11 protein-coding genes and 1 other RNA gene are annotated in these 13,825 nt (G+C 63.3%); 11 read left to right on the top strand and 1 reads right to left on the bottom strand.

Annotation, left to right across the window (positions count from 1 at the left end):
• The first annotated feature begins 91 nt into the window (after positions 1–91).
• The 9 genes from trbL (at position 92) to hemP (ending at position 11,427) form a co-directional block, all read left to right on the top strand.
• Positions 92–1,270, top strand: a complete 1,179-nt coding sequence (gene trbL, locus U8L64_RS09320; RefSeq protein WP_333396460.1) for a P-type conjugative transfer protein TrbL — start codon at positions 92–94, stop codon at positions 1,268–1,270.
• Positions 1,271–1,281: 11 nt separating this feature from the next.
• Complete coding sequence (gene trbF / locus U8L64_RS09315) at positions 1,282–1,989, top strand: conjugal transfer protein TrbF (protein WP_333396457.1); 708 nt, start codon at positions 1,282–1,284, stop codon at positions 1,987–1,989.
• Entirely contained in the window at positions 1,986–2,969 is a 984-nt protein-coding gene (trbG, locus tag U8L64_RS09310; protein ID WP_043296973.1) for a P-type conjugative transfer protein TrbG, read from the top strand. The genes trbF and trbG overlap by 4 nt, the downstream gene beginning before the upstream one ends.
• Before the next feature lie 2 nt (positions 2,970–2,971).
• Entirely contained in the window at positions 2,972–4,213 is a 1,242-nt protein-coding gene (locus U8L64_RS09305) for a TrbI/VirB10 family protein (RefSeq protein ID WP_333396452.1), read from the top strand.
• A 275-nt stretch (positions 4,214–4,488) separates the two neighbouring features.
• Positions 4,489–6,405 (top strand): TonB-dependent receptor plug domain-containing protein, encoded by a 1,917-nt coding sequence (locus U8L64_RS09300; protein WP_223250010.1) that lies wholly within the window; start codon positions 4,489–4,491, stop codon positions 6,403–6,405.
• Positions 6,405–10,355 (top strand): cobaltochelatase subunit CobN, encoded by a 3,951-nt coding sequence (gene cobN, locus U8L64_RS09295; RefSeq protein ID WP_333396447.1) that lies wholly within the window; start codon positions 6,405–6,407, stop codon positions 10,353–10,355. Before U8L64_RS09300 ends, cobN begins: the two co-directional genes overlap by 1 nt.
• A 14-nt stretch (positions 10,356–10,369) precedes the next feature.
• Positions 10,370–10,903: a MotA/TolQ/ExbB proton channel family protein gene (locus U8L64_RS09290; RefSeq protein ID WP_043296981.1), complete on the top strand. Its 534-nt coding sequence runs from the start codon at positions 10,370–10,372 to the stop codon at positions 10,901–10,903.
• Positions 10,904–10,908: 5 nt separating this feature from the next.
• Positions 10,909–11,217 carry a DUF2149 domain-containing protein gene (locus U8L64_RS09285; RefSeq protein ID WP_204934990.1) on the top strand — a complete coding sequence of 103 codons (309 nt, stop codon included), beginning with the start codon at positions 10,909–10,911 and terminating at the stop codon, positions 11,215–11,217.
• A 15-nt stretch (positions 11,218–11,232) separates the two neighbouring features.
• A complete protein-coding gene (gene hemP / locus U8L64_RS09280; RefSeq protein WP_077683078.1) occupies positions 11,233–11,427 on the top strand; it encodes a hemin uptake protein HemP in 195 nt (64 codons plus the stop codon).
• Between the two features lie 211 nt (positions 11,428–11,638).
• On the opposite strand, the gene ffs is transcribed toward hemP, so the two are convergent.
• An RNA gene (gene ffs / locus U8L64_RS09275) (signal recognition particle sRNA small type) lies at positions 11,639–11,736 on the bottom strand.
• A gap of 524 nt (positions 11,737–12,260) precedes the next feature.
• Between ffs and U8L64_RS09270 the strand changes: the two genes are divergently transcribed.
• Positions 12,261–12,557, top strand: a complete 297-nt coding sequence (locus tag U8L64_RS09270; RefSeq protein ID WP_043296987.1) for a helix-turn-helix domain-containing protein — start codon at positions 12,261–12,263, stop codon at positions 12,555–12,557.
• Positions 12,554–13,792, top strand: coding sequence for a type II toxin-antitoxin system HipA family toxin (locus tag U8L64_RS09265; protein ID WP_333396440.1), 1,239 nt, complete (start codon positions 12,554–12,556; stop codon positions 13,790–13,792). Before U8L64_RS09270 ends, U8L64_RS09265 begins: the two co-directional genes overlap by 4 nt.
• Positions 13,793–13,825: the final 33 nt, after the last annotated feature.

Here is a 13,825-nt window from a genome sequence, read left to right as displayed (position 1 = left end):
AGCGGTTCTACTCCGGCCAGGCGCTACCGGGCGAGTTCCTCACGCCCGAGAGCCTTCCTCTGATACCGCCCAGCTTCGAGGAGCCGCACCAATGAATGACGTCGGCGTGATCGACCGTTTCCTGGAGGTATTTTCCTTGTACATCGACTCGGGGTTCGGCCTGCTGGGCCCGGATGTCGCCTTTGTTTCAGCCACGCTCGTGGCGATCGACATGACACTGGCCGGATTGTTCTGGGCAACGGCCGGCGACGACGTCATCGGCAAGCTGATACGCAAAACCCTCTACGTCGGTGCCTTTGCCTTCATCATCGGCAACTTCAATGGGCTCGCCGAAATCGTATTCGACTCGTTCGCCGGCCTCGGGCTGCGGGCATCGGGATCGTCGCTGTCGCAGGAGCACTTCCTGCAGCCCGGCCGCCTCGCGGCCATCGGTGTGGAAGCCGGCCGACCGCTGCTCGAGCACATCGCCAGCCTGACCGGCATCACCAAGACGGTCACCAACCTCGACAGCATCGTCGTGCTCTTTCTTGCCTGGCTGGTGGTCCTGGTCAGCTTTTTCATCCTGTCGATCCAGCTCTTCGTCACGCTCATCGAATTCAAGCTGACCACGCTTGCCGGATTCGTCCTGGTGCCGTTCGCGCTCTGGAACAAAACGGCCTTCCTGGCCGAGAAGGTACTGGGGAACGTGGTGTCGTCGGGCATCAAGATCCTGGTGCTCGCCGTCATCGTGGGCATCGGCAGCGGCCTGTTCGACCAGTTCCTGAGCACACCCGACGAGCCAACGATCGATCATGCGCTGGCCACGATGCTGGCAGCATTGGCCATGCTGGGGCTGGGCATATTCGGTCCAGGCATTGCCACCGGCCTAGTGTCCGGAGCACCGCAACTGGGCGCCGGTGCGGCGGCCGGTACGACGCTGGGAGCGGCCGGCATGGCAGCAGGCGCCACGGCACTGGCGACAGGAGCCGGCAGCGCGGCGGTAGCAGGGGCGCGAATGGCACCGCGGGTCGGGGGACTAGCGCGAGCAGGATCGGCTGCAAACATGGCCAGCGGACTGGCCGGCAGCACCACACCCACCGGCACGATGAATCCGGGCAGCGGCTCGCCAGCCATGCCCAACGTAGCCGCCCCGCCTCCGCCCTGGGCCAGGCAATTGCAGCGCAAGCAGCAGGTCGGCCAGGCGGCCTCGACGATTGCTCACACGCTGCGCGGTGGCGATGCTGGCGGCTCCGCTTCCGGCCCGCACCTCAACGATTCTCCGGAGGCTTGAGGACCATGCCGATGAGATTCAGACGAGCCAGGTCCCGTTACTCGGAGACGCCGCAGCCGGTAACCCCCTACCAGGCTGCGGCCCAGGTCTGGGATGAACGCCTGGGGGCCAGTCGCGTCCAGGCCAGGAACTGGCGCCTTATGGCGTTCGGCTGCCTGGGCCTTGCGCTGCTCATGGCGGCTGGCCTGCTCTGGCGCTCATCGCAGTCGCTGGTTACGCCCTATGTGGTGGAAGTCGACAGCGCAGGGCAGGTCCGGGCCGTAGGAGAGGCAGCAAGCACGTACCAGCCAAGCGACGCCCTGATAGCCCATCACCTCGCGCGCTTCATCACCCTGGTGCGCGCCATTTCGATCGATCCGATCGTGCTCAGGCAGAACTGGTTGGCTGCCTACCACTACACCACCGATCGAGGCGCCGCGACGCTCAACGACTATGCACGAACACATGATCCCTTCGCCCGTGTCGGCAAGGACTCGGTGACGGTCGAGGTCACCAGCGTGGTGAGGGCCAGCGAGCATTCATTCCAGGTGCGCTGGAACGAGCAACGCTATGTCAACAGTTCCGCGGCGGGTACGGAGCGCTGGACCGCCGTGCTCTCGACGGTAGTGCAGCCGCCTCGCACCGAGCAGGCGCTTCGCAACAATCCGCTGGGCATCTACATCAACGGCCTGTCGTGGAGCCGGGAACTGGACACGTCCAAAGGAAGCGCTCAGCCATGAGAACCCATGCACCGCTTTATTGCATTTTTCTTCTGCTAACCCTCGTTTGTGGCTGTTCCAGCCGGAACGCCCCGCCACCGAAGGTCTCTTTGGACGAACCGATTCAGGCCCATCCGCAACCGGAACCGCCGAAGCCCATCGAGGTGGTGACCATTGCGCAACCGCTGGCGCTACCCGCTCAACTGAAGCCACTGCCGAAAAACACGCGGCCGCAGGAACCGGCCGATGAGCGAGAGCGAGTCGCTCGCGCCAACCGCAAGGCACGAGTCCCTCCAACCGGCGAGGGCTACATCGACGCAATCCAGGTCTGGCCCTACTCGGAGGGCGCGCTGTACCAGGTGTACACCAGCCCCGGGCGGGTGACAGCCATCAACCTGCAGGCCGGGGAGGAGTTGGTGACGGTCGCTGCCGGCGATACCGTACGCTGGATCGTGGGCGACACCTCGAGCGGCAGCGATGGTGCAATGAAAGTCAGCGTGCTGGTCAAGCCCACCCGCGTGGACCTCAGGACGAACCTGCTCATCACCACGACGCGGCGCACCTACCTCATCGAGTTGACCTCGACGGAGCACGCCTGGATGGCGTCGGTGTCCTGGGACTACCCGCACGATCACCTGCTGGCCCTGCAGCGCCGCTCTGCCGAAGCACGCGCTGCAGCTCCCATCGATGCGGGGCTTAGGCTGGATCAGCTGCGCTTTCGTTATGCGATCAGTGGCAGCGACCCGTCCTGGAAGCCGCTGCGGGCGTTCGACGATGGACGCAAGGTATACATCCAGTTTCCGGCAGGCATTGCCCAAGGCGAACTGCCCCCGTTGTTCGTAATCGGTCCTGAGGGGGGTGGCCAGTTGGTCAACTACCGATTCCGTGCGCCCTACTACATCGTCGACCGCCTTTTCGGGGCGGCCGAGCTGCGGCTTGGCGCGGACAACGGCGAGGTGGTTCGGATAGAACGCACCGATGGCCTGGCCCGCGGACGATAAGCATGAGCACTCCGGACACCTCTGACGAGGATCATCGTCCAGCGCCGCAGCCCAAGGTCGCGCCCGAATCCCTTGAATTGCGGGCGCAACCGCGGCGCGTCACCCGTCTGAACCCACGGGCACTGGCCGTAGTCATCGGTTCGATGGCCACCCTGATGCTCGGAGCCATGTTGTGGTCACTGCAACCCAGGCCGCCTCGCCAGGGAACGTCACCAAGCGAGCTCTACAACGTGGAACGCATCGTCCCGGCCGAAGCATTGGGACAACTGCCTTCGGACTACTCTCAGCTGCCGCCGCCCAAGGCGCCCGAACTTGGACCTCCCTTGCCCGGTGATCTGGGCAGCGCAATCATCCGGACCGAGCAACAAACCCAAGGTCCGGATCTCTCACTTGATGCAATTGACCAGGCTGAAGGCGAACGCCTGGCCAGGCAAAAGGAAGCCGAGGAAGCGGCGCTGTCGCCGGTATTCTTCCGCTCGATCGGGAGCCCTGGCCACCAGTCAAGCCCTGCGCAGCAGATGGCCGATACGCCAAACATGGATGCGGGTTCACTGATTGCACAGCGCCCTATTGGCTCCGACTCATCTGGACAACGAGACAGGAACGAGGCGTTTCTCAACATCTCTTCAAATACGCAAACCCGTAATTCCGGATTTCTTGAAATGCCCGAATCGCCGTATCAGGTCATGGCCGGCACGGTAATCGCAGCGGCATTGGTAACCGGCATCAAGTCGGACCTGCCGGGTGACGTCATCGCCACCGTAACCGAGCCGGTATATGACAGTGCAACCGGAGCACACCTGCTCATCCCGCAAGGCTCACGGCTGCTGGGCCGCTACAACAGCCAGGTCAGCTACGGCCAGCAGCGCGTGCAAGTGGCTTGGCAACGCGTAATCCTCCCGGATACCTCGTCCTTCCAGCTGGACAGCCTCGTCGGCACCGATGCCGCCGGTTACGCTGGTTTGGAAGACGGGGTTGATTGGCATTGGGATCGCATCGTCGCAGGCGCCGCCATGACCAGCGTGCTGGGGATCGGCGCAGAACTGGCGTCCCCGTCGAACCGCGGCGACGGTGACCAGGTGATCATCGCGGGGCGTGACAGCCTGCAGGACACGGTGAACCAGGTTGGCCAGGAGATGGCGCGGCGCAACCTGGACATCAAGCCGACCCTTACGCAGCGCCCCGGCCTGCCGCTGCGGGTGATCGTCAATCGGGACCTCGTGTTGCAACCCCATCGAGATTGACGTGGTTCCTGCGTCCCGTTGACGCATGGCTGTTCCCGGCACCACGGACGGTCGAAACCATCTCGCCAGACCTCGACCCAGAGCCTTGCGCTGCGGCGTCCGGCCGCTTTCACCCGTTTACGCGCGGGACACTATGACCGTCCGGGTATCGACCATGACCCGATTGCACTTGGTAACGATTCTCATTATTATCCAGGCCCGACACAGAACAATCTTCAGCCAGCCAGGGCCCTGATGCCCAAGCCAGCCATTCTCATTCTTCCCAGGGGGTGAACATGCGCAGGCACGCGCTGGCAATGGCATGCATCATGGTTTCTCCGGCGGCTTTTGCCGCAGGCACGACCGAACTCAACCCGATGGTGATCACCGCCACCCGCAGCTCGCAGTCCCTGGCCGATGCGCCGGCAGCGGTAACGGTCATCACCGCCGAGCAGATCAGGGCGCGCGGCGCCACCAACCTGCTGGAAGCCCTGCGCGGCACGCCGGGCATCAGCCTCAACGGGCGCCAGGTCGGCGGACGCAAGACCCTCAGCATCCGTGGCGCCGAGGACCGCCATACCCTGGTGCTGATCGACGGCCGGCGCATTTCCTCCACCGACGACACCATCGGCCACTCCGACTACCAGTACGGCTGGGTCGGCATCGAGCAGATCGAACGCATCGAGGTGGTGCGCGGGCCGATGTCCGCGCTGTACGGTTCGGAAGCCATCGGCGGCGTGATCAACATCATCACCCGCCAGGCTCAGAACGAATGGCACGGCGGCGTGACCCTGCGCGGCGAAGTGGGCGATGGCGACACCGGCAACGGCCACCGCCTGGCCGCGCGCGCCTCCGGCCCGCTGGCCGAGGGGCTGAGCCTGGCCCTCAGCGTCGAGGAAGTGCGCCGCGAGTCGACGCCCTGGGAGCAGGATGCGCGCGTCTCCGAAGTCGAAGGCCAGGACCGCCAGACCGGCAGCCTGGGGCTGAGCTACAGCCCGGTCCAGGGCCAGACGCTGAAGCTGGACATGCTGCGCAGCGACGAGACCCGCGACCGCAACCAGCAGTACGCCTACTTCGCCCGGCCAATCTACCTCGACACCTACGAACTGGACCGCCGTCAGGATTCACTGGCCTGGAATGCCGACTGGGGTGCCGCCCGGACGCAACTGCGCTTTACCCGCTCCGAATTCGACGTCACCAACAAACGCACCCAGAACCTCACCCCCACCCGCCCGCAGTCCATTCGCGACGACGTCTGGGATGCCAGCGTGAACTTCCATCTGGGCGACCGCCATGCACTGACCCTGGGCGGCGAGCACCGCGACGAAGAACTGGAGAATGCCGGCCTGATCGGCGGCTCCGACTCGGTGGTGCACCAGGCGGTATTCATCCAGGACGAGATCGCCCTGGCCGACGACTGGGCGCTGACCCTGGGTGCGCGCCTGGACGACCACGAGATATTCGGTCGCGAAACCAGCCCGCGGGCCTGGCTCGTCTGGCGCGCCACCCCGGAGCTGACCTTCAAGGCCGGCTATGGCGAGGCCTTCCGCGCGCCGACCCTCAAGCAGATCTCGCCCAACTACATCGGTGCCGAAGGCCCGCACACCTTCCTCGGCAACGCCGACATCCAGCCGGAGACCAGCCGCTCGTTCGAGCTGGGCGTGGACTGGCACGACGAGCGTAGCGCCTACACCGCCAACCTCTACCGCAACGAGATCGACGACCTGATCTACTACCGCGTGCTGCGCCGGGAGCCGGGCATCCCGCCACGCACCGTCTACCAGTACGACAACATTGAGGAAGCGCGCATCGAGGGCCTGGAACTCTCGGCGCGCCGCGAACTGGGCTTCGGCCTGGCCCTGGGCGCCACGCTGAACTGGATGGACTCGCGCAACGCGAAGACCGATGCCAAGCTCAACGGCCGACCCGAGTTCACCGCCACGCCCTCGCTGGAGTGGCATGCCGGCAAATGGAATGCGCTGCTGCAGTGGGAATACATCGGCAAGCAGCATCTGGAAGGTACCAGCGGCCAGGAGCGCGCACCGAGCTACAACCTGGTCCACGCCAGCCTCGGTTACCAGCTGCATGACAACCTGATGCTGCGCGGCGGCGTGCAGAACATCGGCGACCTGCACCTGGAGGACAAGTCCGAGCTGTTCGGCTACGTCGAGCAGGGGCGTACCGGCTGGCTCGCGGTGGAGGCCAGTTTCTGATGCGCGAGATCTTCATGCTGGGCAAGACGCTGATGCTGCTCGTCTGCGGCCTGCTGGTACTGAGCCAGTCCATGCGCATCCAGGCCGAAACTGCGCCGCCCAAGCGCCTGCTGTTCATTGCCGCCGCGCCGGTACAGGCAGGCAAGTTCGAGCGCTTGAAACCGCTGGCGGCCGCGGCCGGCTTCGCACTGGACTACCGCCTGCTGGACGGCTCAGCCGCGACGCCGGGCAAGGCCGAGCTGGACGAATACGACCTGCTGGTGATCGACGCCCCCTATGGCGCGGCGCTTGGCACCGTACAGATGAACCTGGGGCCGCTACTGGATGCCGTGCAGGCGCCCTGGCTCTGGTTGCGCCGTGACGGCAGCCGGGGCCGGCAGTTGCCCGAGGCGCTGGTTGCCGAGCTGGATGTGTATTACAGCAACGGTGGCGTGGCCAACTTCGAAGGTTTCTTCTGCCGCCTGCAGGCACTGTTTGGCGGTGAAGACGGCGCGGCCTGTCCGGCGCCGGATATCCATCCCCAAGCCGGCATCTACCATCCGCAGGCGCAGGGGCGAATCTTCGCCAGCCTCGACGACTTCCTTGACTGGAAAGGCCGCGAACTGCGCCGCGAGGTACCGGTGGTCGGCGTGCTGTTCCACAAGGCCTACATGGATTCCGGGCTGACCGGTTTCGTCGATGACAGCGTGCGCCGCATCGAGGCCGCCGGCGCCCTGGCCGTGCCGCTGTACACCTCGGCCATGGGCAACGGCGAAATCACTAAGCTGCTGAGCAGCGCCGGCCAGCCGCGCGCCGACGTGCTGATCAACATGCAGATTATGCTCAACGGCACCGGACGCAAGGAGGAGTTCGAGCAACTCGCCATCCCGGTGCTGCAGGCCATGCCCTACCGGGGCGGCGAGCAGACGGACTGGGAGGCCGACCCCAAGGGTCTAAATCCGCAGGACATTCCCTTCTACCTGGCGCAGCCGGAATTCGCCGGGCTGATCGATCCGCTGTTCGCCGCCGCCACGCGCAAGGCCGACGGCGACATAGTCCCCATCGAGCGCCAGTTGCAGGCGGTGATCGACAAGGCCATGCGTCTGGCGCGCCTGCAGCGGCTGCCGCGCCATGAGGTAAAGACCGCCATCCAGTTCTACAACTACCCACCTGGCGAGAAGAACCTCGGCGCCTCCTTCCTCAACGTGCCACGCAGCCTGGAGCGTCTGCTCGGCGCCTACGCCGAGCGAGGCTACACAGTGGAGCAAGCCGACGAAGCACGTCTGATCGAGGAACTGAGCGGCCTGCTGACGCCCTTCTACCGCGACGGCAGGCTGGCGGAGCTGCTGGCAAACGACCGCGCCGCACGCCTGTCGCTGGACACCTACCAAGCCTGGTTCGACGGCCTGCCAGAGTCGGTGCGCCAGCCCATCCTTGATCGCTGGGGCGAGCCTCAACAGGCCGGATTGTTCCTGCCCGCAGAGAGTGCTTTCGTCATTCCCCGCCTGCAACTGGGCAACCAGGTGATCATGCCGCAGCCGGCTCGCGGCGAGCGGACCGACGACCGCGAGCAGGCGCTCTACCACGACACCAAGGTGCCGCCGTCCCACAGCTACCTAGCGGCCTACCTATGGCTGCGCGAAGGTTTCGGCGCCGATGCCGTGGTGCACTTCGGCACCCATGGCACGTCCGAATGGCAGCCGGGCAAGGAGCGCGGCCTGGACGTGCTGGAGGCGCCCTACCTGGTGCTCGGCGACCTGCCGGTGATCTATCCCTATATCGTCGACAACATTGGCGAAGCGCTGCAGACCAAACGCCGTGGCCGCGCGGTGACCATCAGCCACAACACGCCCTCGTTCGGCCCGGCGGGGTTGCATGGCCAGCTCAACGAACTGCACGACCTGCTGCATGAATGGCTTGGCATGACCGAGGGCGAGGTGCGCAACGCCACCGCCGCACGCATCCGCGAGCTGACCACGGAGCTGAAGATCGACAGGGACATGGCCATCACGGCGGCCATGGAGGGCGACTTCGCCGGCTTCGTCGAAGATCTACACGTGCAGCTGCACGACCTCGCGCTGGAGCAACAGCCGCTGGGGCTGGCCCGCTTTGGCGTACCGGCCGAGGACGAGCTGCGCCTGCTTACCGTGCAGCAGATGCTTGGCAAGCCGCTGCTGGCCGCACTGGCACCGGAAGACCCGGAAGAACTGCTGCTGGTCGATTACCAGCAGATCCGCGCCACGCCAGTGTGGTCGCTGCTGGACAGCCATATCCGGCAAAACCAACCTTGGACGGGCGATGCGGCCGTCGGCGAACTGCTGGAGCGCGGGCGCGACTACTGGCGCAAACTGGGCAACGACAGCGAACTGGACGGTTACTTCAGCGCCCTGCAAGGCCGACACGTACCCAGTTCCTACGGCGGCGACCCGATCAGGAATCCGGACAGCCTGCCCACCGGACGCAACCTCTACGGTTTCGACCCCTCGCGCATTCCCACGCGTGAAGCCTGGGAGGCCGGCAAGGTGGCCGCCGAGCGGCTGATCGAGCAGCACCGCGAACTGCACGGCGACTACCCGAGCAAGCTGGCCTTCACCCTCTGGTCGGTGGAAACCATGCGCCACTTCGGCATGCTCGAAGCCCAGGTGCTGGCGGTGATGGGCTACAAGCCGCAGTGGGACGCTGCTGGCCGGGTGATCGGCATCGAGGCGATTCCCGCAGCCGAGCTCGGTCGTCCGCGCATCGACGCGGTGATCTCCGCCACCGGTCTGTACCGCGACCAGTTCCCCAACGTCATGCACTGGCTCGCCCAGGCTGCCGACCAGGCCAGCACGCTGGACGAGCCGGGCAACGTCATTGCCGCCAACAGCCGGCGCATCGAGCAGGCGCTGCTGCAACGCGGATTGCCCGCCGCAGAAGCCTCGCTGGCTGCGCGCACGCGGATCTTCTCCTCCGAATCCGGCGCCTACAGCACCGGCCTGGAGGACGCCACGCTGGCCAGCGACAGCTTCGGCGAAGCCGCCGACGGTGGCCAGGACCGCGCCGCCGGCGAGGAAAAACTGGCCGAGCTGTACCTGAACCAGATGCAGTTCGCCTACGGCCCGGACAGCGAGCGTTGGGGCGAGAAAGCCACGGTGAACCTCTATGCCGAGCAGTTGCGCGGCGTGCAGGGCGCGGTGCTGTCGCGCTCCTCCAACCTCTACGGCATGCTAACCACCGATGATCCCTTCCAGTACCTGGGCGGCCTGGGCCTGGCCGTGCGCCATCTGGATGGCCAGTCGCCGGAGCTGTACGTCACCAACCTGCGCGACGCCGACAACCCACGCAGCGAAACCGCCGCTGGCTTTCTCGCTCGCGATCTGCGTGCCCGCTACTTCCATCCTGGCTGGGTCAAATCGATTCAGGCCGAAGGCTACAGCGGTGCGCTGGAGGTGCTGGGCACTGCCAACAACCTCTGGGGATGGCAGGTCACTGCGCCGGAGACCGTGCGCAGCGACCAGTGGGACGAGTTCAAGGCCGTCTACGTTGATGACAAGCTCGATCTGGACATCAACGAATGGTTCGAGCAGCACCATCCACAAGCCCAGGCGCAACTGATCGAACGGCTGCTGGAAGCCGCACGCAAGGAGTACTGGGACACCGACGCCCAGACCCTGCAGCAGCTGGCGCAACGCTGGCAGAAGCTGGCCGAGCAGCATGACGTGGTCAGCGACAACGCCAAGTTCAGCGAATACGTCGGGCAGGCCGCCAGTGGTTTCGGCCTCGCTACGCCACTCGACAATGCCGCCGAGACACAGCCCAGCGAGCCTAGCGGCGCCGCACCAATGGAACAGGTGCAAGGCCAGAAACTGGAAAAGCAGCAGGCCAAGCCGCAGCCCTTCGATTGGTTGCCATTGGTGACGATATTGCTAGTAGCACTGGCCCTGCTGGTCGGAGTTCACCAACAGGCCCGGCGCCGGCCGGCCCATGCATGACCTTAGGAGACCCCATGCAATACATCATCGAATCGGCACTTTACAGCGCCAGCCAACTGTTCATGCTCCCCGTGCTCCTGGCAGTCATCCTGATGTTTCTCTATTCCTTCCACGCGGTAGGCGGTTTTCTCTGGCAGTCGCGACAGCGCCGCCTGGGTGACGCACGCGGCTTCGACTTGTTGCATAGCTGGCGCCAGGCGCCGCAGATGAGCTCGGTCGAACTGGAAACGCTGGCATTCAAACGCCTTGAGGTTCCGCGCATCGTCACACGCATCACGCCGATGCTCGGACTTGTGGCTACGATGATTCCCATGGGCCCGGCGCTCAAGGGATTGTCCGGCGGACAACTCGATCAGGTCAGCGATAACCTTACCGTGGCCTTTTCGGCTGTGATCCTCTCGCTGCTGTCCGCCTCGCTGACTTACTGGGTGGTCAACGTGCGTCGCCGCTGGTACGCCGAAGAGCTCGTGCAGATCGAGAATGAGCAGCGCAACAGCAATGGTGAGGCAGCCAGCGTCGCTCATGATCTGACGGTGGAGATCGCCTGATGAGCCTGCGACTACTGGAAGAAGCCGAGGCCGACGATCCGATCCTCTCGGTCGTCAACCTGATCGACGTATTCCTGGTGATCATCGCCGCGCTGCTGATCGCGGTGGCCAACAACCCCGTTAACCCATTCGCCAGCGATGAGGATGTCACGGTGATCAAGAACGCAGGGAAGCCGAACATGGAAATCTTCGTCAAGGAGGGCAAAACCATGGAGCACTACACCTCAACCGGCGATATCGGCCAGGGCGAAGGGGCTAAGGCCGGTGTGGCCTATAGGCTCAAGGACGGCTCGATGGTGTACGTGCCTGAATGAACGAAGGAGCCTGGCATGAACCTATCGGAACGAGGTTTTTCCGACACCGCGCAGACGGAGCGGACGGAGCTCCAGGCATCAAGCCCAGCGCGCCGGATCGTCTCCAGCGATCAGTTGCTGGATGGTACAAAGGAGATGGTCATCCTCCATGATGGCCATGAATATGTGCTGCGGCTGACGCGGCAGAACAAGCTGATTTTGACCAAGTGAACCTCTTGGTCGAGAACCAATGCGCGCCCGCCTCGCCGGGCGCTTTTTTCACTTCAGCGGCGGCCCGAATCGCTACAAGCCTTTAAGCCGTTATCGGAGGCGTTCGGCCGCATTGCGATACGCCTGTTTGCCTTCACGCCGGTAAACTGCGACCTGAAACACCATCGCCGGCTTTTTCCTTCAGTGCTAGCGCATCAAACTCAAGGCTATAGGTTTCCAGCCACACCCCGGCACACAATGGCACCACTGCGGCCGCTCCCCTTCCGGGCCTGACCGGGTTCACGGCTGATCGTTGCGAGGGGACCGGCCACCATGACGAACCCGCCTGACGGCGAGCGGCGCCATTGTACCGGCTCTTCGCTGAGAATTCGGATCAAATCTGCCGCTATTGCAGACCGAAGGTGGAGGGCATTTGCAAGCACGTTTGGACCACCAACTTAGACCACTTTTGTACCACTACCTTGCGCCAACCACCTGTCATTTCCGTCGAGACCGCGTGAAGCGGTACTAAAACTGAGGGCAGGTCAAATCAAGGAAATTTGGGGAATAGAGTCAAGCTAAAGGACTTTGGACATGCACCTGGTCGATTACGCATGGCTACGTGAAGCCATACTGCCGTCCACATTCCCATTGCAACTGCTAGCGTTTTTCCACATGCGGATTGCGACGTGAACAGACTGGTAACAGAACAATCGGCTTGAGCGTGTAGTCAGGGCATGCGATCTCCGCCTTGGAACAATCCGAGCCAGGAAAATAAATGGATCATATTTGAACCACTATGAGCCTTAATACCGTATAATGGATCACAAGTGAACCATTAAATAAGCTTTCTCATGGCCCTAACCCATTCTCTGCTCGCTCCAGGCGAATTGGCCCAGAAGGTCGGTGCCAACGCCCGGGAAGCGCGACTGGCACAGAACCTCTCCCGCAAGTCACTGGCGAAGATGGCGGGTGTTTCCGAATCGACCATCAAGCGATTCGAGTCCAATGGGCAAATCACCCTCGATGCACTGGTTCTCATCGCTACAGCACTTGGTGCCACACGCCAAATCGCCGAATTGTTCAAGCATGAGCGGCCTGTATCGCTTGAACAAATCAAACAAGCGGGACGTACCCGGGGGCGCCAATGAAATCCATCACCACCGTAGAGGTATTGCTTGCCGGCACACCGGTCGGGGAGCTGGTGGGCAGTCGACAGGGCATCTACTTTGCCTATCATCCACAGTGGGTGGCGCAAGGCTTCAACCTGTCGCCCCTGAACATGGACTTCACAACTCAGCCCCAGAAAGCTGCTGATCCAGTCCTTTTCGCAGGCCTACCAGGCGCGCTTGCCGACTCCCTCCCAGACGGATGGGGCATGCTGCTAATGGATCGTTACTTCCTCGCCAACCATGGCATGGACCGTAGATACATTTCCCCGCTCGATCGGCTGGCTTACATGGCAGACAGGGGCATGGGTGCACTGGAGTATCGCCCGGTGCTTGAGCACGCCACCGGTGAAGTTGATATCGACCTGGCCCAGCTCTATCAGGAGTCCCAGGCTGTCTACGAAGGGGACACCTCGTCCATTCTTGACGCTCTGCGCCTCGCTGGCGGCTCCCCTGCCGGCGCTCGCCCCAAGGTAGTCGTTGCCCTGTCCCCAGACAGAACGCAGTGCAATACATCTTTCCAGCAGCTCCCAGCGGGCTACCAACACTGGCTAGTGAAATTCCGGTCACCAACTGAACATCGTGATACCGGCACCATCGAATACGCCTACGCGCTCTTGGCAGAACGTGCAGGAGTAAAGATGGCTGCGAGCGATTTGCTCACAGTCAGCTCTTCGAACGGCACCGAGCGTTTCTTTGCTGTCCAGCGCTTCGACCGGCACGGCAATAGCAAACTCCACATGATGACTGCCAGCGGCATTCTCTATGCTGATCACCGAGTTCCCTCACTGGACTATTCGGATCTCTTGAAAACAACCAATGCGGTCACTAACCATGCGGCGGAGGTAGAGCGCATGGCAAGACTCATGGTTTTCAACGCGCTGACCCACAACCATGATGATCACGCCAAGAACTTCGCATTCCTACACGACCAAGGACGGTGGACATTAGCTCCGGCCTATGACCTGACCTATGCCCCTGTCCAGGGTTTCGCGGACGAGCACACCACCTCTTTCAACGGCTCCGGACTACCAACACGTAAAAACCTCAAACAAGTCTGCTCTGCTTTCCGCTACCTGGATCCGGACATTTACATCGAGCAGACCCTTGATGCTCTCGCCGGATGGCCTTCACTGTGCACTGAACTTGAGATCGATCCCAATCAGCAGAGAATAATTCAGCGGGCATTCAACGAAATCCGCAAGCGCCTCGACTGACGCCTGCATCGGTCGACGTCACGGACGTTGAAC

It is taken from the genome of Pseudomonas sp. FIP_A4 (genome assembly GCF_036701605.1).
GTDB classification, from domain to species: domain Bacteria; phylum Pseudomonadota; class Gammaproteobacteria; order Pseudomonadales; family Pseudomonadaceae; genus Stutzerimonas; species Stutzerimonas phenolilytica.
This window is presented reverse-complemented; position numbering and strand designations above follow the sequence as displayed.